Origin of the sequence: Rhodanobacter soli (assembly GCF_040548735.1) — a bacterium.
Taxonomy (GTDB): Bacteria; Pseudomonadota; Gammaproteobacteria; order Xanthomonadales; family Rhodanobacteraceae; genus Rhodanobacter; species Rhodanobacter soli_A.
Window position 1 is genome coordinate 838,630 of sequence record NZ_JBEPSD010000001.1, and the last position, 24,928, is coordinate 863,557.

The 24,928-nt window shown below is 64.8% G+C and carries 17 protein-coding genes, 4 tRNA genes and 1 pseudogene; 6 read left to right on the top strand and 16 right to left on the bottom strand.

Features of this window, described 5'->3' with window-relative positions; genetic code table 11:
- Window positions 1-104: 104 nt before the first annotated feature.
- The 9 genes from rpoC to ABIE04_RS04040 all read right to left on the bottom strand — a co-directional run bounded on the left by rpoC (window position 105) and on the right by ABIE04_RS04040 (window position 12,507).
- Entirely contained in the window at window positions 105-4,319 is a 4,215-nt protein-coding gene (gene rpoC, locus ABIE04_RS04000) for a DNA-directed RNA polymerase subunit beta' (RefSeq protein WP_354547271.1), read from the bottom strand.
- Between the two features lie 25 nt (window positions 4,320-4,344).
- On the bottom strand, window positions 4,345-8,508 hold the full coding sequence (gene rpoB, locus ABIE04_RS04005) for a DNA-directed RNA polymerase subunit beta (RefSeq protein WP_436410371.1): 4,164 nt from the start codon (window positions 8,506-8,508) through the stop codon (window positions 4,345-4,347).
- Between the two features lie 221 nt (window positions 8,509-8,729).
- A complete protein-coding gene (gene rplL, locus ABIE04_RS04010; protein ID WP_056386853.1) occupies window positions 8,730-9,098 on the bottom strand; it encodes a 50S ribosomal protein L7/L12 in 369 nt (122 codons plus the stop codon).
- Between the two features lie 45 nt (window positions 9,099-9,143).
- A complete protein-coding gene (rplJ, locus tag ABIE04_RS04015) occupies window positions 9,144-9,677 on the bottom strand; it encodes a 50S ribosomal protein L10 (RefSeq protein ID WP_354547273.1) in 534 nt (177 codons plus the stop codon).
- Window positions 9,678-10,026: 349 nt separating this feature from the next.
- A complete protein-coding gene (gene rplA / locus ABIE04_RS04020; RefSeq protein ID WP_354547274.1) occupies window positions 10,027-10,734 on the bottom strand; it encodes a 50S ribosomal protein L1 in 708 nt (235 codons plus the stop codon).
- A 3-nt stretch (window positions 10,735-10,737) separates the two neighbouring features.
- Window positions 10,738-11,166: a 50S ribosomal protein L11 gene (rplK, locus tag ABIE04_RS04025; protein ID WP_027491701.1), complete on the bottom strand. Its 429-nt coding sequence runs from the start codon at window positions 11,164-11,166 to the stop codon at window positions 10,738-10,740.
- Between the two features lie 220 nt (window positions 11,167-11,386).
- Window positions 11,387-11,947 (bottom strand): transcription termination/antitermination protein NusG, encoded by a 561-nt coding sequence (nusG, locus tag ABIE04_RS04030; RefSeq protein ID WP_354547275.1) that lies wholly within the window; start codon window positions 11,945-11,947, stop codon window positions 11,387-11,389.
- A gap of 7 nt (window positions 11,948-11,954) precedes the next feature.
- On the bottom strand, window positions 11,955-12,350 hold the full coding sequence (gene secE, locus ABIE04_RS04035) for a preprotein translocase subunit SecE (RefSeq protein WP_354547276.1): 396 nt from the start codon (window positions 12,348-12,350) through the stop codon (window positions 11,955-11,957).
- Window positions 12,351-12,431: 81 nt separating this feature from the next.
- Window positions 12,432-12,507, bottom strand: a tRNA-Trp gene (locus tag ABIE04_RS04040).
- A gap of 13 nt (window positions 12,508-12,520) precedes the next feature.
- On the opposite strand from ABIE04_RS04040, the gene ABIE04_RS04045 reads away from it, so the two are divergent.
- On the top strand, window positions 12,521-12,718 hold the full coding sequence (locus ABIE04_RS04045) for a hypothetical protein (protein WP_354547277.1): 198 nt from the start codon (window positions 12,521-12,523) through the stop codon (window positions 12,716-12,718).
- Here ABIE04_RS04045 and tuf read toward each other — a convergent pair.
- The 5 genes from tuf to ABIE04_RS04070 all read right to left on the bottom strand — a co-directional run bounded on the left by tuf (window position 12,711) and on the right by ABIE04_RS04070 (window position 14,936).
- On the bottom strand, window positions 12,711-13,901 hold the full coding sequence (gene tuf, locus ABIE04_RS04050; protein ID WP_354547278.1) for an elongation factor Tu: 1,191 nt from the start codon (window positions 13,899-13,901) through the stop codon (window positions 12,711-12,713). The two genes, ABIE04_RS04045 and tuf, sit on opposite strands and share 8 nt — an antisense overlap.
- A gap of 76 nt (window positions 13,902-13,977) precedes the next feature.
- Window positions 13,978-14,053: transfer RNA gene (locus ABIE04_RS04055), tRNA-Thr, on the bottom strand.
- A 121-nt stretch (window positions 14,054-14,174) separates the two neighbouring features.
- Window positions 14,175-14,248: transfer RNA gene (locus ABIE04_RS04060), tRNA-Gly, on the bottom strand.
- Window positions 14,249-14,267: 19 nt separating this feature from the next.
- A tRNA-Tyr gene (locus ABIE04_RS04065) sits at window positions 14,268-14,353 on the bottom strand.
- A gap of 94 nt (window positions 14,354-14,447) precedes the next feature.
- Entirely contained in the window at window positions 14,448-14,936 is a 489-nt protein-coding gene (locus ABIE04_RS04070; RefSeq protein WP_354547279.1) for an acyl-CoA thioesterase, read from the bottom strand.
- A gap of 148 nt (window positions 14,937-15,084) precedes the next feature.
- Here ABIE04_RS04070 and ABIE04_RS04075 point away from each other — a divergent pair, with 148 nt between their 5' ends.
- Window positions 15,085-17,394 (top strand): SpoIIE family protein phosphatase, encoded by a 2,310-nt coding sequence (locus ABIE04_RS04075; protein ID WP_354547281.1) that lies wholly within the window; start codon window positions 15,085-15,087, stop codon window positions 17,392-17,394.
- Window positions 17,391-17,783, top strand: coding sequence for an STAS domain-containing protein (locus tag ABIE04_RS04080; protein WP_354547283.1), 393 nt, complete (start codon window positions 17,391-17,393; stop codon window positions 17,781-17,783). Before ABIE04_RS04075 ends, ABIE04_RS04080 begins: the two co-directional genes overlap by 4 nt.
- A gap of 10 nt (window positions 17,784-17,793) precedes the next feature.
- On the opposite strand, the gene ABIE04_RS04085 is transcribed toward ABIE04_RS04080, so the two are convergent.
- Together ABIE04_RS04085 and ABIE04_RS04090 are read right to left on the bottom strand one after the other, a co-directional pair.
- Window positions 17,794-18,807, bottom strand: coding sequence for an isoaspartyl peptidase/L-asparaginase family protein (locus ABIE04_RS04085; RefSeq protein WP_354549772.1), 1,014 nt, complete (start codon window positions 18,805-18,807; stop codon window positions 17,794-17,796).
- Between the two features lie 186 nt (window positions 18,808-18,993).
- Window positions 18,994-19,791, bottom strand: a pseudogene (locus ABIE04_RS04090) (cyanophycinase); the annotation flags it as partial.
- Between the two features lie 196 nt (window positions 19,792-19,987).
- Between ABIE04_RS04090 and ABIE04_RS04095 the strand changes: the two are divergent.
- The 3 genes from ABIE04_RS04095 (at window position 19,988) to ABIE04_RS04105 (ending at window position 24,893) form a co-directional block, all read left to right on the top strand.
- The gene (locus ABIE04_RS04095; RefSeq protein ID WP_354547284.1) at window positions 19,988-20,575 is read left to right on the top strand and encodes an RNA polymerase sigma factor; all 588 of its coding nucleotides are present in this window, start codon (window positions 19,988-19,990) and stop codon (window positions 20,573-20,575) included.
- Window positions 20,553-21,665 (top strand): FecR family protein, encoded by a 1,113-nt coding sequence (locus ABIE04_RS04100; RefSeq protein ID WP_354547285.1) that lies wholly within the window; start codon window positions 20,553-20,555, stop codon window positions 21,663-21,665. The genes ABIE04_RS04095 and ABIE04_RS04100 overlap by 23 nt, the downstream gene beginning before the upstream one ends.
- Window positions 21,666-21,797: 132 nt before the next feature.
- Window positions 21,798-24,893, top strand: a complete 3,096-nt coding sequence (locus ABIE04_RS04105) for a TonB-dependent receptor (protein WP_354547286.1) — start codon at window positions 21,798-21,800, stop codon at window positions 24,891-24,893.
- Window positions 24,894-24,928: the final 35 nt, after the last annotated feature.

Here is a 24,928-nt window from a genome sequence, read left to right on the forward strand (position 1 = left end):
GCAGCCTGCCATAGGCAAGCCAGTGCTCAGCCGTCCTGGACCCGAACACGAGGTGCGTCCCTGCACCTCATTTCGTATGTCAGCGAGCAAAACCCGGAACGGGCTTACTCGACACCGTTTTCGTTACCGACCGGAGCCTCGGCGAACGAGGCTGCAGGCGCGGAACTGGAAAGAGTCTCCAGTTCCGTGGCGGTCAAACCGCCTTGGCGACGACGCGATGCGTGGTACGCCAGGCCCGTGCCTGCCGGAATAAGACGGCCGACGATAACATTTTCCTTCAGGCCACGCAAGGTATCGCGCGTGCCACGAACCGCCGCCTCGGTGAGGACGCGGGTGGTCTCCTGGAACGAGGCGGCCGAGATGAACGACTCGGTTGCCAGCGACGCCTTGGTGATGCCCAGCAGGATCGACTGGTATTCGGCCGGACGCTCGCCCTTGGCGATCGCGCGCTCATTCTCGCCGTTGATACGCACGCGCTCGATCTGCTCGCCACGCAGGTAATGGCTGTCGCCCGGCTCGACGATCTCGACCTTGCGCAGCATCTGGCGAATGATCGCCTCGATGTGCTTGTCGTTGATCTTCACGCCCTGCAGGCGATACACGTCCTGGATTTCCTTGACCAGGTACGAAGCCAGCGGCTCCACGCCCAGCAGGCGCAGGATGTCATGCGGGCTCGGCTCGCCGTCGACGACGGTCTCGCCCTTCTCCACATGCTCGCCTTCGAACACGATGACCTGACGCCACTTCGGAATCAGCTCCTCGTGCTCGTTGCCGTCGACGTCCTTGATGACCAGGCGCTGCTTGCCCTTGGTGTCCTTGCCGAAGCTGATGATGCCGGAGCGCTCGGCGAGGATCGCCGGCTCCTTCGGCTTGCGCGCCTCGAACAGGTCGGCCACGCGCGGCAGACCACCGGTGATGTCGCGGGTTTTCGAGCTTTCCTGCGGGATACGGGCAACCACGTCGCCCACGCCCACTTCGGCACCGTTCTGGATCGACACGATCGCACCGGCCGGCAGGAAGTACTGCGCGGCGATATCGGTGCCCGGCAGCTTCAGTTCGCGGCCCTTGGCGTCTTCCAGGCGCACGATCGGACGCAGGTCCTTCGCCTGTGCACCGCGACGCTTCGGATCGGTGACCACCGCCGATTCCAGGCCGGTCAGCTCGTCGGTCTGGCTCTGCACGGTGACGCCATCGAGGAAGTCGATGAAGCGCACCACGCCGGCCACCTCGGTGACAATCGGATGGGTATGCGGATCCCAGTTGGCAACCGTTTGGCCCGGCTTGACCGGCGCACCGTCCTTGACCGCGATGGTGGCGCCGTACGGCACCTTGTAACGCTCGCGCTCGCGGCCGCTGGAATCGATCACGCTCAGTTCGCCCGAGCGCGACACCGCGACCAGATGCCCCTGCTTGTGCTGCACCGACTTCAGGTTGTTGTACTTCAGCGAGCCGGTGGTCTTCACCGTCACGTTGTCCACCGCCGCCGCACGCGAAGCCGCACCACCGATGTGGAACGTACGCATGGTCAGCTGGGTGCCCGGCTCGCCGATCGACTGCGCGGCGACCACACCCACGGCTTCGCCCATGTTGACCAGATGGCCACGGGCCAGATCGCGGCCGTAGCACAGCTTGCACACGCCATGCGCGGCTTCGCAGGTGATGGGCGAACGCACCTTGATGATCTGCACGCCGGCCTTGTCGAGCTTCTCGACCAGGGCTTCGTTGAGCAAGGTGTCGCGGGTGACGATCGGCAGGTCGTCGTCGCCGGGAGCGTAGACGTCCTCGACCACCACGCGGCCCAGCACGCGCTCGCGCAACGGCTCGACCACATCGCCGCCTTCGACGATCGGCTGCATGATGATGCCGTCCTCGGTGCCGCAGTCGTCCATGGTGATGACCACGTCCTGCGCCACGTCGACCAGGCGACGGGTCAGGTAACCGGAGTTGGCGGTCTTCAACGCGGTATCCGCCAGGCCCTTGCGGGCGCCGTGGGTCGAGTTGAAGTACTGCAGCACGTTCAGGCCTTCGCGGAAGTTGGCCTTGATCGGGGTCTCGATGATCGAGCCGTCCGGACGCGCCATCAGGCCGCGCATGCCGGCCAGCTGACGGATCTGCGCCACCGAGCCGCGGGCGCCGGAGTCGGCCATGATGTACAGCGAGTTCATCGACTTCTGGTTGACCGTCTTGCCGTCGGCGTCGACGACCTTCTCGGTGCCGATGCCGTCGATCATCGCCTTGGCCACCAGCTCGCTGGTGCGCGACCAGATGTCGACCACCTTGTTGTAGCGCTCGCCGGCGGTGACCAGGCCCGACTGGTACTGCTGCTGGATCTCGACGACTTCCTTCTCGGCTTCGTCAAGAATGGTCTTCTTCTCGGCCGGGATCAGCATGTCGTCGATGCCGATCGAGATGCCCGCGCGGGTCGCGAAACGATAGCCGGTGTACATCAGCTTGTCGGCGAACACCACGGTCTCTTTCAGGCCCAGCAGACGGTAGCTGGAGTTGATCAGGCGCGAGATGTTCTTCTTGGTCAGCTCGGTGTTGGCCAGCTCGAACGGCAGGCCTTCCGGCAGGATTTCCGCCAGCAGCGCCCGGCCGACGGTGGTGTCGACGATCTTGGTCTCGTTGGTCCGGGTGCCGTCTTCGGCGATGTGCACCAGCTTCAGGCGCACCTTGACCTTGGCGTGCAGTTCGACTGCACGGTTGTCATAGGCGCGGCGTGCCTCGGCAATGCCGGAGAACACCATGCCGGTGCCCTTGACGTTGATCAGCTCGCGGGTCATGTAGTACAGACCCAGCACCACGTCCTGGGTCGGCACGATGATCGGCTCGCCGTTGGCGGGGCTGAGGATGTTGTTGGACGACATCATCAGCGTGCGCGCTTCCAGCTGCGCCTCGATCGACAGCGGCACGTGGACAGCCATCTGGTCGCCGTCGAAGTCGGCGTTGAAGGCCGTACAGACGAGCGGGTGCAGCTGGATCGCCTTGCCTTCGATGAGCTTAGGCTCGAACGCCTGGATACCGAGGCGATGCAGGGTCGGCGCACGGTTCAGCAGCACCGGATGTTCGCGGATCACCTCTTCGAGGATGTCCCACACCTGGGCTTCTTCGCGTTCGACCAGCTTCTTCGCCGCCTTGATGGTGGTGGCTTCGCCACGCGCCTGCAGCTTGGCGAAGATGAACGGCTTGAACAGCTCCAGCGCCATCTTCTTCGGCAGGCCGCACTGATGCAGGCGCAGGGTCGGGCCGACCACGATCACCGAGCGACCGGAGTAGTCCACCCGCTTGCCGAGCAGGTTCTGGCGGAAGCGACCCTGCTTGCCCTTGATCATGTCGGCGAGCGACTTCAGCGCACGCTTGTTGGTGCCGGTGATGGCACGGCCGCGGCGGCCGTTGTCGAGCAGCGCATCGACCGATTCCTGCAGCATGCGCTTCTCGTTGCGCACGATGATGTCGGGCGCATTGAGTTCGAGCAGACGCTTCAGGCGGTTGTTGCGGTTGATGACGCGACGGTACAGATCGTTCAGATCGGAGGTCGCGAAACGGCCACCGTCCAGCGGCACCAGCGGACGCAGGTCCGGCGGCAGCACGGGCAGCACGGTCAGCACCATCCACTCCGGCTTGTTGCCGGATTCCAGGAACGCCTCGATCAGCTTCACGCGCTTGGTCAGCCGCTTCAGCTTGGTCTCGGAATTGGTGGAGGCGATCTCTTCCTTCAGGCGAATGACTTCACCCGGCAGGTCGAGCGACTTCAGCAGGTGGAACACCGCCTCGGCGCCCATCCGCGCGTCGAACTCGTCGCCGTGTTCTTCGGTCGCTTCCAGGTACTGGTCTTCGCTGAGCAGCTGGCCGCGCTCGAGCGCGGTCATGCCCGGATCGATCACCACGAAGGCCTCGAAGTACAGGATGCGCTCGATGTCGCGCAGCGTCATGTCCAGCATCAGGCCGATGCGCGAGGGCAGCGACTTGAGGAACCAGATGTGCGCGGTCGGGCTGGCCAGCTCGATGTGGCCCATGCGCTCGCGACGCACCTTGGCCAGAGTGACCTCGGTGCCGCACTTCTCGCAGACCACGCCGCGATGCTTCATGCGCTTGTACTTGCCGCACAGGCACTCGTAGTCCTTCACCGGTCCGAAGATCGCGGCGCAGAACAGGCCGTCACGCTCCGGCTTGAAGGTACGGTAGTTGATGGTTTCCGGCTTCTTCACTTCGCCGTACGACCACGAGCGGATCAGCTCCGGCGACGCGAGCGCGATCTTGATCGCGTCGAAATCCGGCGTCGCGCGCTGCTGGTTGAACAGATTGAGCAGGTCTTTCATTCGAAATCTCCGGTGACTGCGCGGATCACTTGATCTCTTCCAGATCGATGTCGATGGCGAGCGAGCGGATTTCCTTCACCAGCACGTTGAAGGACTCCGGCATGCCCGCGGACATCTCGTGGTTGCCGTCGACAATGTTCTTGTACATCTGGTTGCGGCCCTGTACGTCGTCGGACTTCACCGTCAGCATTTCCTGCAGGGTGTAGGCCGCGCCGTAGGCTTCCAGCGCCCAAACTTCCATCTCGCCGAAGCGCTGGCCGCCGAACTGCGCCTTGCCGCCCAGCGGCTGCTGGGTGACCAGCGAGTACGGGCCGGTGGAGCGCGCATGCATCTTGTCGTCGACCAGGTGGTTGAGCTTCAGGTAATGCATGTAGCCGACGGTGACCGGGCGATCGAATGCCTCGCCGGTGCGGCCGTCGTACAGCGTGGTCTGACCCGACTCGGGCAGATCCGCCAGCCTCAGCATCGCCTTGATCTCGGTCTCTTCCGCACCATCGAACACCGGCGTCGCCATCGGCACGCCTTCCTGCAGGTTGGTGGCGAGCGCGAAGATTTCCTTGTCGGTGAGCGACTTCAGGTCGACGTGCTGCACCGCGCCGGCGACGTGGTTGTTGTAGATCTGGTCGAGGAACTCGCGGATCTTGGCCACCTTCTCCTGCGCCTCGAGCATCTTCTGGATCTTCTTGCCCAGGCCCTTGGCGGCCCAGCCCAGATGCACTTCCAGGATCTGCCCGATGTTCATGCGCGACGGCACGCCCAGCGGGTTCAACACGATGTCGACCGGCACGCCGTCGGCGGAGTACGGCATGTCTTCCACCGGCACCACGTTCGACACCACGCCCTTGTTGCCGTGCCGGCCGGCCATCTTGTCGCCCGGCTGGATGCGGCGCTTCACGGCCAGGAACACCTTGACCATCTTCAGCACGCCCGGCGCGAGGTCGTCGCCCTGGGTGATCTTGCCCTGCTTCTCCTTGAAGCGCTTGTCGAACTCCTCCTTGTGGCGCTTGACCTGGTCGGCCGCGCGCTCGAGGAACTCGGTGACTTCCTCGTCCTTGACGTTGATCTTGAACCAGTCGTCCTTCTTCAGGCCGTCCAGGTAGGCGTCCGTGATTTCGGCGCCACGCTTCAGGCCGCCCGGCCCGCTCATCGCGGACTTGCCGACCAGCTGGGTACGCATGCGGCTGTAGATCGCGCCTTCGAGGATGCGGAACTGGTCGTCCAGATCCTTGCGGATCCGCTTGACCTCGGTTTCCTCGATCTGCTTGGCGCGCTTGTCCTTCTCGATGCCGTCGCGGGTGAACACCTGCACGTCGATGACGGTGCCGTCCATGCCCGGCGGCACGCGCAGCGAGCTGTCCTTCACGTCGGACGCCTTCTCGCCGAAGATCGCACGCAGCAGCTTCTCTTCCGGCGTGAGCTGGCTCTCGCCCTTCGGCGTGACCTTGCCGACCATGATGTCGCCGGCCTTCACCTCGGCACCGATGTAGACGATGCCCGACTCGTCCAGGCGCGCCAGCGCCTGTTCGCCCACGTTCGGAATGTCGGCGGTGATTTCCTCGGCGCCCAGCTTGGTGTCGCGCGCGATGCAGGACAGCTCCTCGATGTGGATCGAGGTGTAGCGGTCTTCCTGCACGACGCGCTCGGACAACAGGATGGAGTCTTCGAAGTTGTAGCCGTTCCACGGCATGAACGCGATCAGCATGTTCTGGCCGAGCGCGAGCTCGCCCAGGTCGGTCGACGAACCGTCGGCCAGCGTGTCGCCCTTCGCCACCACGTCACCGACGTTGACCAGCGGACGCTGGTTGAGGTTGGTGTTCTGGTTGGAACGGGTGTACTTGGTCAGCGTATAGATGTCGACGCCGGCGTCGTTGTCGCCGACTTCTTTCTCATTGACGCGCACCACGATACGGGCCGCATCGACCTGGTCGATCACGCCGCCGCGCTTGGCGCTGACGATGACGCCGGAGTCGCGCGCCACCGCGCGCTCGATACCGGTACCCACCAGCGGCGTCTGCGAACGCAGCGTCGGCACGGCCTGGCGCTGCATGTTCGCGCCCATCAGAGCGCGGTTCGCGTCATCGTGCTCCAGGAACGGCACCAGCGCCGCGGCGACCGACACGGTCTGCATCGGCGAGACGTCCATGTAGTCGACCTCGGACGCCGGACGCAACTCGGATTCGCCGCGGAAACGGCAGGACACGAAGTCCTCCAGGAACGCGCCGTGCTTGTCCAGCGGCGAGTTCGCCTGGGCGATCACGTGGTCGCCTTCCTCGATCGCCGACAAGTAGTCGACCTTGTCGGTGACCTTGCTGTTGGCGACCTTGCGGTACGGCGTCTCGAGGAAGCCGTACGAGTTGGTGCGGGCGTACACGGCCAGCGAGTTGATCAGGCCGATGTTCGGGCCTTCCGGCGTTTCGATGGTGCAGACGCGGCCGTAATGGGTCGGGTGCACGTCGCGCACTTCGAAGCCGGCGCGTTCGCGGGTCAGGCCGCCCGGTCCGAGCGCGGAGACGCGGCGCTTGTGCGTTACTTCCGACAGCGGGTTGTTCTGATCCATGAACTGGGACAGCTGCGAGGAGCCGAAGAACTCCTTCACCGCCGCCGCGACCGGCTTGGCGTTGATCAGGTCCTGCGGGGTCAGGCCATCGGCCTCGGCCAGCGACAGGCGTTCGCGCACCGCGCGCTCGACGCGCACCAGGCCGATGCGGAAGGTGTTCTCGGCCATCTCGCCGACCGAACGCACGCGACGGTTGCCCAGGTGGTCGATGTCGTCGACGGTACCGTGGCCGTTCTTGATGTCGATCAGCACTTTCAGCACGTCGAGGATGTCGGAGCTTTCGCCCAGTTCCTTGACCATCGCCTGCGACGCATCTTCCTTGCGCTCGCTGAAGTACTTGTGGTCGTACAGCACGCCCGGGCCGAGGATTTCCTTGCGGCCCACGCGGCGGTTGAACTTCATCCGGCCCACGCCCGACAGGTCGTAGCGGTCGAAGGTGAAGAACAGGTTGAAGAACAGGTTCTGCGCGGCATCCTTGGTCGGCGGTTCGCCCGGGCGCATCATGCGATAGATCTCCACCAGCGCCTCCAGCGGCGTCTTGGTGTTGTCGATGCGCAGGGTGTGCGAGATGTAGGCGCCGCGGTCGAGGTCGTTGACGTACAGCGTCGGCACGATCTCGATACCGGCCTTGCGGAAATTCTCCAGTTGCTCGGCGGTGATCTCGTCGTTCGCCGAAGCCAGCAACTCGCCGGTCTTCGCGTCGACGATGTCGGTCGCCACGATGCGGCCGACCGGGTAGTCGTCCGGCACTTCCAGCGCGGTGATGTTCTCGGCCGCCAGCTGGCGCACATGACGCGCCGTGATGCGCTTGCCGGCTTCCACCAGCACCTTGCCGCCGATCGCCAGGTCGAAGCTCAGCGTTTCGCCGCGCAGGCGCTCGGCGACCAGCTCCAGCGTGGTGCCGCCCTTCTTGCCCAGGTGAAACACGTTGTGCTCGAAGAAGATGCCCAGCATCTCCTCGTTGCTGTAGCCGAGCGCGCGCAGCAGCACCGTGACCGGCAGCTTGCGGCGACGGTCGATGCGGGTGAACAGCGCGTCCTTCGGGTCGAACTCGAAGTCCAGCCAGGAGCCGCGGTAGGGAATCACGCGGGCCGAGAACAGCAGCTTGCCCGAGCTGTGCGTCTTGCCGCGGTCGTGGTCGAAGAACACGCCCGGCGAACGATGCAGCTGCGAGACGATCACGCGCTCGGTGCCGTTGATGATGAAGGTGCCGGTGTCGGTCATGAGCGGAATCTCGCCCATGTAGACCTCCTGCTCCTTGATGTACTTGACCACCTTCTTCGAGGCCGGGCTGTCCTTGTCGTAGATGACCAGGCGCACGGTGGTGCGCAGCGGCGCGCCGTAGGTCATGCCGCGGTTGCGGCACTCGCGCTCGTCGAACGCCGGCTCGCCGAGGCGGTAGTCGACGTACTCAAGCGCCGCATTGCCCGAATAGCTGGAGATCGGGAACACCGACTTCAACGCGGCATGCAAACCCTTCTCGCCGCGCTGTTTCGGCGCGACGTGCTCCTGCAGGAACTCCCGGTAGGAATCAGTCTGGATGGTCAGCAGGTTCGGCACGCCCAGTACGGGCGGACGCTTGCCAAAGTCCTTGCGGATGCGTTTCTTCTCGGTAAACGAGTAGGCCATGATCGGTAGCGCCTCGGTTCGCAGTGACGCCGGTGGTGCACACACCGGCTGAATGAAAAATCAGGTGTTCGACAAATCCGCGGATTTGGGAATCGAGAATGGGGATTCGACCTGCAAATCCCTATTCTCCATTCCCCTTCCCGCCTAAGCAGGCAAAGCCCGGGGGCTCGCGCCCCCAGGCTTGCTTGACGCTAGATCAAACTGACGACGCGCAAGGGCGCCGATTACTTCAGTTCGACCGTGGCGCCGGCAGCTTCGAGGTCCTTCTTGAACTTCTCGGCATCTTCCTTCGACACGGCTTCCTTCAGGACGCCGCCGGCCTCGGTGAGGTCCTTGGCTTCCTTCAGGCCCAGGCCGGTGATCGCGCGGACAGCCTTGATCACGTCGACCTTCTTGGCGCCGGCGGTCTTCAGGATGACGTCGAACTCGGTCTGCGCTTCGGCAACCGGGGCAGCAGCGGCCGGACCGGCCACGGCGACCGGGGCAGCGGCGGTCACGCCAAACTTCTCTTCGATGGCCTTCACCAGGTCCATCACTTCCATGAGCGACTTGGCGGCGACGGCTTCAACGATCTGTTCGTTGGTCAGGGACATTTGATTTACCTCTGGAAATGGATTCGGTTTGAATAGACGTTGAACTTAGGCGGGTTCGGCTTCGGCCGGGGCTTCGGCGGCGACTTCGCCACCACCCTGCTTGTCGGCCACGGCCTTGACGACGCGGGCGAACATCGTGGCCGGTTCGGCCAGCACGCGGGCCAGCATGGCCAGCGCCTGTTCGCGGGTCGGCAACGCGGCCAGCACGTCGACGTGCGCAGCCGGCAGCAGCTTGCCTTCCACCGAGACGATTTTCGCCTTCAGCTTGTCGTTGCCCTTGGCGAATTCCTTGATCAGACGCCCGGCAGCGCCGGGTTCTTCCGTCGAGAATGCGTACAGCAGCGGACCGACCAGGGCGTCCTTGACGACCTCGAATTCGGTACCGGCCACGGCGCGCGACGCCAGCGTGTTCTTGACAACCCTCAAGTACACGCCGGATTCGCGGGCCTTCTTGCGCATCGCGGTCATCTGTTCGACCGTGGTGCCCGCATACTCGGCAGCGACCAGGGAGTGAGCCTTCGCGGCAACTTCTGCCAGTTCGGCGACTACTTCTTGCTTCTGAGACAGATTGAGAGCCATTGCACTCCTCCAAATGAACTCCGCTTACGGCTCCTGCCGCTTGCGGTCCTGGGCGACGCCATCCGTGACGTCGGGGACGCGAGGGTCCCGGGTGTTGGCCTTTCCAGAAAATCGAACGATTCCAGAAGGGGCAGCACCATCTGCGCAGGCCGGATTTGCCAGAAACCCGATTAAGCGGTCCCGCTGGCGGCGACGGCGATTCCCTGCCTTGTACGAGCTCCCTGCCCGTCGTCGTCGCGCGCTGAACGCGCCTGCGGTCTTTGACAGCGGCCCCGACCTTCATGCGAAGAACCGGGGCTACCCTCAAAAACTGCCCGCATCGACAAAAGCGTCGAGCGGGACTTGAGTCTTACTTCGCGGAGATGGCCAGCGACGAGGTATCGACGGCAACGCCGACGCCCATCGTGCTGGACAACGCCACTTTCTGCAGGAACTGACCCTTCGCCGTGGCCGGCTTGGCCTTCAGCAGGTCGGCGATCAGCGTGTTGAGGTTGTCCGCCAGCTGGGCGGCCTCGAAGCTGGCCTTGCCGATGGTGGCGTGGATGATGCCCGCCTTGTCGTTGCGGAACTTCACCTGGCCGGCCTTGGCGTTCTTGACCGCGGTGGCGACGTCGGCGGTGACCGAGCCGTCCTTCGGGTTCGGCATCAGGCCGCGTGGGCCGAGCAGCTGGCCCAGCTTGCCGACCACGCGCATCGCGTCCGGCGTGGCGATCACGCGACCGAAGTCGAGATCACCGGCCTGCATGCGCTCGGCCAGGTCGTCCATGCCGACGGCGTCGGCACCGGCGGCCTTGGCGGCCTCGGCCTTCTCGCCCGGCGGGCAGAACACGGCGACCTTGACGGTCTTGCCGGTGCCATGCGGCAGCAGCGAGGAGCCACGCACGCCCTGGTCCGACTTCTTCGCGTCGATGCCCAGGCGCACGGCCACGTCCACCGACTCGGCGAACTTCGCCTTGGCGTTGTCCTTGACGATCTTCAGGGCTTCTTCCAGGGCGTAGAACTTGCCCGGCTGCACCGCGGCCTGCGCCGACTTCATACGCTTCGTGAGCTTTGCCATGTCTTAACCCTCCACCACAAGGCCCATGCTGCGGGCGCTACCGGCAATGGTGCGCACCGCGGCGTCGAGGTCGGCAGCCGTCAGATCCGGCTCCTTCTGCTTCGCAATATCTTCCAGCTGCTTGCGAGTGACCTTGCCGACCTTGTCGGTATTCGGCTTCTGCGAACCCTTGGCGACACCGGTGGCCTTCTTCAGAAGGATCGTGGCGGGCGGGGTCTTGGTGATGAAGGTGAAGCTGCGGTCGGAGTACGCGGTGATGATGGTCGGAATCGGCAGACCCGGCTCCAGCTTCTGCGTGGCGGCATTGAACGCCTTGCAGAACTCCATGATGTTCAGGCCGCGCTGACCAAGGGCTGGGCCCACCGGCGGCGACGGGTTGGCCTGGCCGGCCTTGACCTGCAGTTTGATGTAACCGACAACTTTCTTTGCCATTGGATTTTCCTCGCGAGTCCAAGCGCCTTGCGGCTCCTCGCTGTTCACCGTTCCATGGATGGAGGGAAGATCCGCCTCGTGCAGATCCAAAACGCGGACACGCCGGGCCAAAAAGACCCCGCGTGAACCGCGCAGTATAGAGATTTACCGAATCGTCAGCAAGCCCCGTGCCAAAGTCGCCGGATCGGGTGGCCAGGTTGCCCCGGCCGGATCAGGCCGCTCAGGCCTTCTCGACCTGACCAAACTCCAGCTCGACCGGGGTCGAACGACCGAAGATCAGCACTGCCACGCGCAGGCGACTCTTCTCGTAGTTGACTTCCTCGACCACGCCATTGAAATCGTTGAACGGGCCTTCGGTGACGCGCACCATCTCGCCCGGCTCGAACAGCACCTTGGGACGGGGCTTCTCGACGCCTTCGCGCACGCGGCTGAGGATCGCCTCGGCTTCGCTGTCCTTGATCGGCAGCGGGCGGTCGGCGGTACCGCCGATGAAACCCATCACTTTCGGGGTTTCCTTGATCAGATGCCAGCATTCGTCGTCGATCCGGGGCGACTTGCCCTCGGTATTCGTCTCGATCTGCACCAGCACGTAGCCCGGGAAGAACTTGCGCTCGCTGCGGCGCTTCTGGCCGCCACGCATCTCGATCACTTCCTCGGTCGGCACCAGCACTTCACCGAACTTCTCCTCCATCGCGGCGCGCTTGACGCGCTCCTCGAGGGATCGCTTCACCTGGTTCTCGAAACCCGAATAGGCGTGCACCACGTACCAACGCTTGCTCATGCTCACCTCAGCCACCCAGCTTCAGCAGCCAGTCGAGAATGACCGACTTCAGGATCAGGTCGATCAGACCCAGCAGCAGCGACAGGACGACCACCACCACGATGATGATGCCAGTCGTCTTGATCGTCTCGTCGCGGGTCGGCCAGACCACCTTGCGCATTTCGAACTGCGACTCGGCGATGAAGTTCCGCACCCGCCGGCCCAGCGCGGTGAACGCGGCGATCGCCAGCGCAACCACCATCGCGGCCAGCACGCCCAGCAGACGCACCGACGATGAAATGCTGCCATCCCGACCGAGCCAGGAATAGGCGAAGATACCGCCAGCCAGCACCAGGCCCGCCAGTACCAGCTTGCCGATGTCGGCGGCGTTCGTGCCCTTGGGCTGTTCTGCCTTGGTATTCATGCACTAGTGACCAGGTGTCAGCAGCATGCCGTGCCTTGCGGCCGACCTTGCCATCGTCACCCGTCTCGATCCTCGGGGAAGTGGCACGCCAGGAGGGACTTGAACCCCCAACCTGCGGTTTTGGAGACCGCTGCTCTGCCAATTGAGCTACTGGCGTACATGGCTTGAACTTGAAACACGACGGCGAGCGGCTTGAATCCGCTCGCCCCGTGAGGGTTATTTTAGACTTTATTTCAGCCATCTTCCGTGATGGCAAAGATCAAACCGGCATCCATGCCGGACTTCTCACATTTGTTTCAGCCATCCTCCCTGATGGCAAAGATCAGACCGGCATCCTGCCGGACTTTTCACAAAAGCTTTTTACTTGATGACCTTGGCCACCACGCCGGCGCCGACGGTACGGCCGCCCTCGCGGATGGCGAAACGCAGGCCTTCGTCCATCGCGATCGGGTGGATCAGGCTCACCACCATCTTCACGTTGTCGCCCGGCATCACCATCTCCACGCCTTCCGGCAGGGTCACCGCGCCCGTCACGTCCGTCGTGCGGAAGTAGAACTGCGGGCGGTAGCCCTTGAAGAACGGCGTATGACGGCCACCCTCGTCCTTCGACAGCACGTACACCTCGGCCTCGAAGTCCGTATGCGGGGTGATCGTGCCCGGCTTGGCCAGCACCTGGCCACGCTCCACGTCGTCACGCTTCAGGCCGCGCAGCAGCAGACCGGCGTTGTCGCCCGCCTGGCCCTGGTCCAGCAGCTTGCGGAACATCTCCACGCCCGTGACTGTGGTCTTCTGCGTGTCGCGGATGCCGACCACTTCGATTTCGTCGCCCACCTTGATGATGCCGCGCTCGATACGACCGGTCACCACCGTGCCGCGGCCCGAGATCGAGAACACGTCCTCCACCGGCATCAGGAACGGCTTGTCGATCGCACGCACCGGCTCCGGAATGTAGCTGTCCAGCGCGTCCACCAGCTTGATGATCGACGGCACGCCGATCTCGCTCTGATCCCCTTCCAGCGCCAGCTTGGCCGAACCGTGGATCATCGGCGTATCGTCGCCCGGGAAGTCGTACTTGGTCAGCAGCTCGCGCACTTCCATCTCGACCAGTTCGAGCAGCTCGGCGTCGTCCACCATGTCCGCCTTGTTCAGGTAGACCACGATGTACGGCACGCCGACCTGGCGCGACAGCAGGATGTGCTCGCGCGTCTGCGGCATCGGGCCGTCCGCGGCCGAGCACACCAGGATCGCGCCGTCCATCTGCGCCGCACCCGTGATCATGTTCTTCACGTAGTCCGCATGGCCCGGGCAATCCACGTGCGCGTAGTGGCGGTTCGGCGACTCGTATTCCACGTGCGCCGTCGAGATCGTGATGCCGCGCGCCTTCTCTTCCGGCGCCGCGTCGATCGCGCTGTAATCCTTGAACTCGCCACCGAAACGCTCCGCACCGACCTTCGTCAGCGCCGCCGTCAGCGTCGTCTTGCCGTGATCCACGTGACCAATCGTGCCGACGTTGACGTGCGGCTTGGTGCGTTCGAATTTACCCTTTGCCATGCGCGCTAAACCCCGATGGAGTCAATGAATTGGAGAAAACTGCCCGTTTCGGGGCTGACCATGACGGTCGAATGAGTGGTGCTCATGACAGGAATCGAACCTGTGACCTCTTCCTTACCAAGGAAGTGCTCTACCGACTGAGCTACATGAGCCAAAGCTTTAACCGTCCTCCATGACGGCAAAGACAAGACCGGCGTCCTGCCGGACTCTTCAAAAATTCGTCGACCTCTGCATCTTCTGCACCGGTCGATCATGTTGACAGGTGCAGCGCAATGGAGCGGAAGGCGGGAATCGAACCCGCGTAATCAGTTTGGAAAACTGATGTTCTACCATTGAACTACTCCCGCCCTGCGCGGAACTCTGTGCTGGTGGAGGGAGGTGGATTCGAACCACCGAAGGCGTAAGCCAGCAGATTTACAGTCTGCCCCCGTTGGCCGCTTGGGTATCCCTCCAACAAAGAACGCGTATTGTGTGGATCAGGCCCTGAACTGTCAACACCTTGCGGCGCCGATTCCGCCCGCGGCAGCGATTATTCCGCGGATATCATCAGTCCAGCGAAGCCGCGTGCAGATCGACCAGTTGCTCCATGCCTTTGGACAACTCCAGCAGCTGTTTCGCCTGCGCCTGCAGCCGGCGCTCGCTATCGTCGCGCGGCTCCCAGTGCGGCACCGGGGTGGGCTTGCCCTCCGGGCTGTCCAATGCCACGAACACCATTACGCAGCTGGTCGCCAGACGCTGTTCGTCCTTGCGCAGATCGCGCGCCAGCACGTCGATGGCCATATGCATGCTGCTGGTGCCGGTGTGGATCAGACGCGCCCGCACCGTGACCAGGTCGCCGATCAGGATCGGCGCCACGAACTGGATGCCGCTGACCGAGGCGGTGACGCAATACGCCCCGCTCCAGCCCACCGCGCAGGCATAACCGGCCTGGTCGATCCACTTCATCGCCATGCCGCCGTGCACCTTGCCGCCGAAGTTGACGTCGGTGGGTTGGGCGAGAAAGCGGAACGTCACTTCATGCTGTTTTCCGGACATGGGGCGGGCATCTCGTGGGCGGAATCCGAAACCGGGATTATGCCTGACTGTGCGCATTTCCCCGTACCAGGGCACAGTTCGCCGGCTTGCGGCCCGCCACGCTTCATGGCTAGATGCCAAAAGGAAACAGGGGGAGTCAGCATTGGCCTTGCGCAGCATTGCATCACGGACGGCGCTGTGGGTCCTGGTCGGCTCCACCCTGGTGCTGGCAGCCATGGGCGCCTTGCTGCTCAACCTGACCCGCACGCAGATCCTCGAACACACCCACCATGAGGCAGCCGCCCTGGCGGCCCATGCCGGCAGCCAGATCCAGGCCCGGATCGACCGTGTCGCGGTTTCGGCACGAATGCTTGCCGCGATCATCGACACCCGCCAGGACGACGCCGAACCGCTGCTGCGCGACACCCTGGCCGCGAACCTGGACATGGACGGGCTAGCCGCGGTATTCAGGCCCTCGCCGAATCCGGCCGACGCCCTGCCGTATTCGCCGTTCGTAAGCCGACTGGACGACGGCACCCTGACCAGCCGCGACCTCTCGCGCGACGCCAATCCTTACTGGAACAACAACTGGTTCCTCGGCGGACTTGGCTGCAGCAACGGCTGCTGGCAGCGACCGTTCTTTTCGCAGTCCCGGCACCGCCAGCTGATCAACTACTCCGTGGCGATCAGCCGCGACGGACACCCGGTCGGCATCATCAACGCCGACGTCACGCTCGACTGGCTGCACCAGATACTCGGCAGCCTGGCCAAGCCCGAGGGCGCCTATGCCTTCGTGCTGGACAGCGATGGCAACTACCTGGCGCACGACAACCCCGACCTCGTAGGCAAGCGTGGCGCCGCCGCCCTGCTGGTCGCACTGGCCAGCGACCAGCCTGAATCGACGCGCCTGCCGGTGGCGCAAAACCCGCATGTACACGGAGCGGTCTGGGTTTATTCCGCCCCGATCGAGGGCACCCGTTGGCGACTTGGCCTGGTGGTCCCGGAATACCAGATCTATGCGGGGGTAAGGCGCATCTTCGTGCTGAGCCTCGCCCTGGGCCTGCTGGCCCTGCTGGGCGTCGCGCTGATCACGCTGCTGACCATCCGTCGCACGATGGCGCCGCTGGGGGTACTGGCCGACCGCGCCGAGCACGTCGCCCGCGGCGAACTGGATTTCGAGCTGCCGCCGCCGCGCCGCCCCGACGAGGTGGGACGCCTCACCCAATCCTTCGACCACATGCGCCGCGAACTGGCCCTGCACCTGGAGAACCTCGCCCGGGTGGCGCGGGAAAAGCAGCGGCTCGCCAGCGAACTGGAGATCGCCCACCAGATCCAGATCGGCCTGCTGCCGAGCGAGCACTATCTCGACGCCGTCTGCGCCTACTTCGAACTGCATGCGGCGCTGCGCCCGGCCCGGGCGGTCGGCGGCGACCTCTACAGCTATTTCATGCTCGACCCGCAGCGCTTCTTCGTGATGGTCGGCGACGTTTCCGACAAGGGCATACCGGCCGCCCTGTTCATGGCGCAGACGATCACCCTGGCCAAGGCGCTGGCGCCGCGCGCGCAGACGCCACAGAATCTGTTGCGGCTGCTCAACCTCGAGCTGTGCCGCGGCAACGACAGCTGCATGTTCGTCACCCTGCTGTGCGGCCTGCTGGATACCGGCAACGGCAGCCTGGTACTGGCCAGCGCCGGACACGAGCCGCCGATCCTGTGCGGCCGCGGCGCGCCGCAGCTGCTGGACTTCCCCACCGGCGCGGTGCTCGGGCTGTACGAAGACTCCGACTACCCGGAACATCGCCTGCGCCTGCGCCAGGGCGAGACCTTGCTGATGTATACCGACGGCATCACCGAGGCCAGCGACGACGAGCAGCGGATGTACGGCATCGAGCGCACCGTGGAAAGCCTTGCCCAGGTGCCGCCGACGGCCCCCACCGCCGGCTACATCGAACGGCTGCTGGGCGACGTGGACCGTTTCGTGGCGGAAGCCGCGCAGGCCGACGACATCACCGTGCTCGCGCTGACCTGGCATGGGGCCACGGCGCCGGGTACCGAGATAAGCATCGGCAACCAGCTGGCCGACGTGTTCGGCGCGCTCGACCGCTGCGAGAACCTGCTGCTGGAAGCCGACGTGCCGGCCGCGTTGCGCGGCGACATGCGGCTGGTGCTGGAGGAGTTGATGGTCAATACCGTCGAATACGGCTATCCCGACGGGCGCCCCGGCCGAATCCGCATCCTGCTGCAACCCCAGCCGGACGCCGTCGCGGTCGAGTTGATCGACGATGGCGGCCCCTTCGACCCGCTGCAATCGGCCACTCCCGACCTTACCGGCGACCTCGCCGACCGTGAACAGGTCGGCGGTCTCGGCATCCATCTCGCGCGCACCATGGCCAGCGAAATGCGCTATACACGGGACGCCGACGGCAACCACCTGCTGCTTCGCTTCACCTACCCGAACCTGGACGAATCTCCGCCATGACGCTCAGCCTGCACCATGAATTCTCCACGCCCGATCGTGTCGTCGTGCACGTGGGCGGCCGCCTCGACGCGATGACCTTCGGCGAACTCGATGAGGCCATGCTGGCCCTGCTGCCCCGGCTCGGCGACGGCGGCACCGTGGTGGTCGACCTCGCCGGACTGGAATACGTCAGCAGCGCCGGACTGCGCAGTTTCGCCCGGATCCGCAAGAGCATGCGCGCCCGCAACGGCCACACCCTGCTGCTGAACCCGCAGCCGCAGGTACGCAAGGTGTTCGACATCGTCAAGGCGGTGCCGGTGAATGAGGTCTTCACCAGCACGCAGGAGCTCGACGCCTACCTGGACCGCATGCAGCGGCAGATCACCGAAGGCGACAACGACGACGCCTGAGCGGCAGCCGTCAGCGTACCGGCGCGGGCAGTGCCAGCGGATCGCCGCTGTAGATCGCCACATGCGGCACGCCGTCCGCGCCGATCCAGCCGCGGTACATGCCCTCGGTGTTGAACGGCATCGACACGCTGCCATCCGCGCCCAGGATGATCGCGCCGCCGTCGCCGCCCATCTGCGGGATCTCGTCGTTGATCACCGCCTGCCCGGCCTGCTGCGCCGACTCGTCCAGCATCGCCATGCGCAGGCAGATCTCGCGCGCGGCGGAAACCCGGATGTAGAACTCGCCCCAGCCCGTGCCCGACACCGCGCAGGCGGCGTTCGCATAGGTGCCGGCGCCGACGATCGGCGAATCGCCCACGCGGCCGTAGCGCTTGTCGGTCATGCCGCCGGTCGACGTGCCGGCAGCAAGCCGGCCCTGGCTGTCGCGGGCGAGCGCGCCGACGGTGCCGAAGTGCTTGAGCGCCATCAGCCGTTCTGTCAGCGATACACCGGCCGCATCGTCCTTCAACGCCTTCTGCAACTCCTGCCAGCGTCGGTCGGTGCGGAAATACGACGGATCCACCAGCTTGAATCCCTGCTCCGTGGCGAAGGTCTCCGCACCGTCGCCGACCATCATCACGTGCGGCGAACGCTCCATCACGGCGCGCGCCAGCAGGATCGGATTCCTCACGCGATGCACTCCCGCCACCGCGCCCGCGGCCAGCGTCGAGCCATCCATGATCGAGGCATCGAGCTCGTTCTTGCCGTCATGGGTGAACACGGCGCCCTTGCCGGCGTTGAACAGCGGGTCGTCTTCCAGCACGGTGATCGCCGCCGCCACTGCATCGGTCGCGGTCTTGCCGCTCTTCAGCTCGGCGTAGCCCTTGCGCAGGGCAAGCTCAAGGGCCGCGCGCGCCCCGGCTTCGATCTGCGGTGTCATGCTGGCGCGTTCCACGCCCGCGCCACCATGAATCACCAACAGCGGTGCGTGTTCGCCGCGCAGGGTCAGCTCGCCGTCGTGGACATCGGCGATCGCATCGAACACTGGCTGGCTGACCTTGAAATCCTTCAGGTCGATGCGGCTTTGCGTACCCACACCGGTGACGCGCGTGCCGCGATAGTCGAGCGGCTTGCCTGCCTCGATCCGTTCCGGCGACCCCTTCGGCTGCACCAGCCAGGCGAAGCCATTGTCGATGGTGAAGAGCCGGCCGATGCCGTTGCCGTCGACGCACAACGCCGCATCCTGATCCACGCCCAGACCCACGACATCGGCGTGCCCGGCATGACGCAGGTTGGCGACGAACGCAATCAGCCGCCCCAACCGGTCGCGCTTGTGAAAATGCGTATCGGTGACCACTCGCTGCATGTTCGGCAGATGCATGAAATCGCCGACCAGGGTCATGCCCTTGCCGAGCGGATCGCGCATCGCCTCTTTCGACGTGATGCTGCCGCCATCCATCGCGCCATAGGCGTGGGCGCCGAGGATGGCCAGCCCGGCGCTGGTGCCGCCGATCGGTTTGCCGTGTTCCACGTGCTGGTTCAGCGCCACGTTCAACGGCGTGCCCTTCCAGAAATTCACGTAATTGGCCTGATCGCCACCAGCAATGAAAATGCCGTCGGCATGCCGCACGATGTCCAGCACCTTCGGATCGCTGGCCGCCTCGCGGCGGTGGAACACCAGCGTCTGCACCGACGCGACACCGCCGACCTCGGTGTAGAACTCCTTCTGCATGTCGTCCTCGCCGGAGGCGCGAAGGATCACGAAATGACCGTGTCCGCCCCTGGCTGCAAACCATGCGAATGCCTTGTGCGGCCACTTGCCTCCGCCCATCAGCATCAGGGCCGCCTCGGTGCGCCCCGGCGTCGGCGCTTTCAGATCGCCGATCTGGTAGTACTCGTAGCCCTGCCGGATCGCCGCCGAATCCGGCGACGCCGCTGCCGCCGCACTGCATGCCATCAGCAGGCACAGGGAAAACACCAGCGAAAAACCGGTGCGGAGAAAGTGCTGCGAACGGCTGGGCGAAGTCATCGGTCAATGGTCCGTCGGGGAGGATGCAACGTGGTTTTCCAAACGATGGCGCAACGCGAGCGATCGCGCACAGTGCAATGGTCGGGACGAACGGGCGGCGCATATCCCCCACCCGATGCACGTATTGCAGGCCATGTGGCCACACAGGCGTCATGACGCTGTCATTGGCGCGTGGATTGGCGTTACTGTCCGCGGCGTGGACGACTCACTCGACAACTGGTTCATTCGCGAAATCCTCGTGCACGAGCGCGCGCTGATGCGCTATCTGCTGCGCAGTTGGTACCGGCGCGACGAAATCCACGACCTGCGCCAGGACATCTACGTACGCGTCTACGAGGCGGCTGCGAAGGCGCGCCCGGCGATGCCCAAGTCCTTCATGTTCACCACCGCGCGTCACCTGATGACCGACCGGCTGCGTCGTGCGCGTGTCGTCTCGATCGATGCCGTGGGTGATTTGGACGCCCTGAACGTCTTGATAGATGAGGTTTCGCCGGAACGCCGATTGAGCGCGCGGCAAGAGCTGAAGCAGCTGACCGAAGCCTTTGACCGCCTGCCCGACCGCTGCCGCGAAGTGGTGTGGCTGCGCAGGGTCGAGGAACTACCGCAAAAGGAAGTGGCGCTGCGCATGGGCATCGGCGAGAAGACAGTGGAAAAGCAGGTCGCCAAGGGCATGCGGCTGATCGCGGAATATTTTTACGGCGGCGGCCACACGCACCGCTCGCGGGAACGCGCGGCGGCGGACGCCGAGCATGGAGATGGCCATGGCCAGCAGCAGGCAGATTGAACTGATCGCCTCCGCCTGGCTGGCCAGGCGCGACGGGGCCGAGTGGACCGCGCACGACCAGTTGCAACTGGATGCGTGGCTGCAGGAATCCACCGCACACCGCGTGGCGTATCTGCGCCTGGACGCCGCGTGGCGACAAAGCGATCGCCTGAAGGCGCTCGGCGCCGGCGTACCCGCAGGGGCCGTGCCCGAACGCGGAGCGTGGGGAATGGCTCCGCTTCCGGAGTCCCGCGCGACGCCATCCGAATCCGGCACCGATGGCGAACCGTCCGCGCCGGCGAGGGTCGCTGCGGCACGTCACCTCAGTGCTTTGTCGCCTGCCACGCGCAAGTTGCCGAAGAGCCGACCGCGCCGGCTGCTTCGCTACGCCACGGCCGGCTTCGCGCTGGTCGTGCTGGCATCGCTGGCATGGGGCTGGCGGCATTACGCGGCGGTGGATCAGGCCTCGTACCGCACCGCGATCGGTGGCCTGCAGGATGTGCCGTTGCCCGACGGTTCGGTGATCACGCTGAGCAGCGACAGCCGCATCCTGGTCACGCTTTCCCGCAGCGAGCGCCACATCGACCTCCAGCAGGGCGAGGCGTTCTTCAAGGTCGCCAAGGATCCCGGCCGTCCGTTCGTGGTCAGCGCCGGCGATCGCCGCGCGATCGCGGTCGGCACGCGCTACGACGTGCGCCGCGATGCGGCTGAACTGCGCGTCATCGTGACCCAGGGCGTGGTGCGGCTGGAGTCGGACAACGGACCGGGCGGACGCCGCCGGCCGAGCACCCTGCTGCCTGCCGGCAGCATCGCATTGGCCAGCGACGCCGGCGTGGTGGTGAACTCGGGCTCGGTGCAGCAGGCGGAGGAGTTCCTCAGCTGGCGCAGTGGCTTCCTTTCCTTCCACGACACGCCGCTGGCTTCGGCCGCCGCGGAATTCAATCGCTACAACGCCCGCAAGATCGTCATCGGCGACGCCTCGATCGGCAGCTTGCGGGTGGGCGGCAATTTCCGCTGGTCCAATGCGGAGACGTTCGTACGGCTGCTGGAGCTGGGTTTCCCGGTCCGCGCCGTGCACGGCAAGGACGTCATCGTGCTGAAGAGCCGCTAGCGAACCTCGCACTCCGCCGGCCGCTGTGGACCGCTGCGCGCACGAAGAAAGACGACGGGGGGATTTGCAGCGCACGTTCGTCACGCTAATCAATGGCGCCATCGTGCGCGCCACCCTGGGGAGAGGGTAACCATGATCCGTTCGTTCCGCACCAGCGTGCTCGCTTTGGCCTGCTCGCTATCCGTCGCCGCTTACGCGCAGACCAACGCCGTCCGGCCCGTCAGCATTCCCGCCGGAGATCTCGTCACGGCCCTCGACAGCCTGGCCCGGCAGTCGGGCGCGCAATTCATCTATCAGGCGGATCAGTTGCGCGGCCTGCGCACGCGAGGGGTCAGCGGCTCGCTGTCCACCGACGACGCCCTCAAACAGCTGCTCAACGGCAGCGGCTTCACGGTCCATCACGATGTCTCCGGCGCCATGGTGATCGTGAAGGGTGATAGTCCGGTCGTCCCCCCGCCATCGTCCCGCTCGACATCGGCGAGCCGCCCGGCGCCCGACAGCGCCGATCAAGCATCGGCCACCAAGCTGCAGGCGGTCGTGGTGACCGGCTCACGCATTCCGCGCGCGCAGATCGAGGGGCCGGCGCCGGTCACCACCATCACCGCGCAGGACATCGCCCGCAACGGCTTCGCCACCGTCTCCGACGTGATGACCTCGCTCACCCAGAACCTCGGCGCGCTCGACAACAACCAGAGCACGGACGGATTCTCGCCCGGCGCGCAGGCCGTCGACTTGCGCGGACTCGGCCCCAACCACACCCTGGTGCTGGTCAACGGCCGGCGCATTGCCGACTACCCGCAGGCCTACGACGGCAACAGCAACTTCACCGACATTTCCAATCTGCCGACCTCGCTGATCGATCGCGTGGAAATCCTGAGCGGCAGCGCCTCCGCGATCTACGGCTCCGATGCGATGTCGGGCGTGATCAACTTCATCCTGAAAAAGAAGGCCGACGGCACCACCATCGATTACCGCGTCGGCGACACCCAGCACGGCGGCGGCAGTTCGCAACGGTTCCAGATAAGCAGCGGCTTTTCGAAGGGTCGGTTCGACTCGGTATTCGGCCTGGAACTCTACGAGGCCCAACCAATATGGGACTACCAGCGCAGCTTCACCGATTCGCGCCTGGACAGCCCGAGCGACCGCATCGTGGCCGGCCATACGTTCGTTCGCCAGGACATCAACGGCAATTACCTCGATCCGGGCAAGGCCACTTGCGACAGCCTGTCCCACCTGGACCAGGGTTCGGTTTTCTATGCGTCGCGTTCCGGCTATGCGCCCGACAACAACGGCGGACCCGGCTATTACTGCGGAAGCTACGAGGACCTCGACTACGGCACGCTGGAGAACGGGCGCAGGTCCGCCAACTTCTTCGGCTCGGCCACTTTCCATGTCAATGACCACGTCGATCTGTTCCTGGACGTGCTGGCCGGCACGTCCCACCAGGACAGCTACAACACGTCCCTGAAATGGCTGAACTGCGAGAAGCTCAACGGCGATTGCACGCCCACGCCGTTCTACAACCAGGCCACCGGCCAGGTCGAACAATGGGAGCGCAACTACTTCACGCTCGAGGAAAACGGCGGCCTGAAACCCGGCGAGATCCGCAACATCAACAACACGCTGTCGCTGACCACCGGCATGAAGGGCAGTTTCGGCCAGGACGACCAGTGGGATTACGAGGCCTCGTTCAGCCATTCGCAAAACCAGCTCAAGAGCAAATGGCCGGCGCTGGTCGCGGCAAAGGCGCAGGCCCTGTACCTGGGACCGTCGCTGGGTGTCGATCCGGACAGTGGCTACCAGATCTACAACGCGCCGCTCAGCCGCTTCTACACGCCGCTGACCGTGGCGCAGTTCCGTTCCATCACCCAGGACTCGATCGACCGGGACAAGAGCCGCTCCGAGGACTGGTCCGTCACCCTCAGCAACACCGAACTGTTCCATCTGCCGGCAGGTCCGGTCGGTTTCGCCGCCGTGGCCGAATACGGCAACCAGTATTTCGGACTGAAGGCCGATCCGCTCTCGCTCGACGGCAGCTATTACGGCCTGCATAACGCCGTGGCGGTCGGTTCGCGCGACCATTCCGGGCTCGGTGCGGAATTCAGCGTGCCAGTGTTCTCGCAGCTCATGCTCACCGCTGCGGGCCGCTACGACAGATACGAATACGGCGCCAACGCGTCGGGCAAGGCCACCTATGCGCTCGGCTTCGAATACCGCCCTTTCAAGACGCTGTTGCTGCGCGGCTCGCTGGGCACGGGCTTCCGCGCGCCCGATCTTTCCTATCTCTATGCCGGCGACAGCGGCTCCAGTTCCAGCGGAACGGACTATTACCAGTGCCGCCTCGATGAACCGGACAGCGGCCCGGACTACTACGACAACTGCAGCAACGGCAATGTGGATTTCAACGGGCGCAGCCACGGCAGCACCGCGCTGAAGGACGAAACCAGCAAATCCCTGACCTACGGCTTCGTGTACTCGCCGACCCCGAACCTGGACTTCACCGCCGACTACTACAACATCCGGGTGAACAACGAGGTCGAATACCAGGACAGCGACAAGGTCCTGCGCGAGGAGGCGGATTGCCGTCTCGGCGTGGACGCCAACGGCGCCCCGGTGGACGGCAATTCGTCGTTCTGCCAGCAGGTCGAGAGCCAGGTCGTGCGCAATTCGCCGACCGCTGGCTACAACCCGAACGGCATCACCTCGGTGCTGGTGCTTCCGATCAACGCCGCCACGGATCACACCTCCGGCGTCGACTTCGACACGCGCTACCGCCTGGCCACCGAGAGGTTCGGCAAGTTCGATTTCCACGTCGGCGCGACCTACGTGATCATGCACCGGACGCGGCTCTCGCCCGACTCGCCGGTCGACAACGAAATGACCGACATCTACTACTACCTGATCCCGCGTACCAAGGCGAACGCCTCGGTGACGTGGACCTTCCGCGATTTCACCACCACGCTCTACGGCTCGCGCATGGGCGGCATACCGAACTACGACGGCACCCTTCGTCTCGCTCCGACCTTCAATTACAACGCGACGCTCAGCTACAACATCACGAAGAACTTCAACCTGTCGCTGGCCATCGACAACCTGTTCGACACCAAGCCGCGGCGCGATCCCACCTGGACCAGCTACCCGTATTACTACATCCCCTGGAACAACCCGACCGGCCGCGCCTTCTTCCTGGAAGCGAGCATGAAACTGGGCGGCAGCCATAGTGAGTGAACCGGAGCGAGATCCCTTGGACGGCATCTCGACCG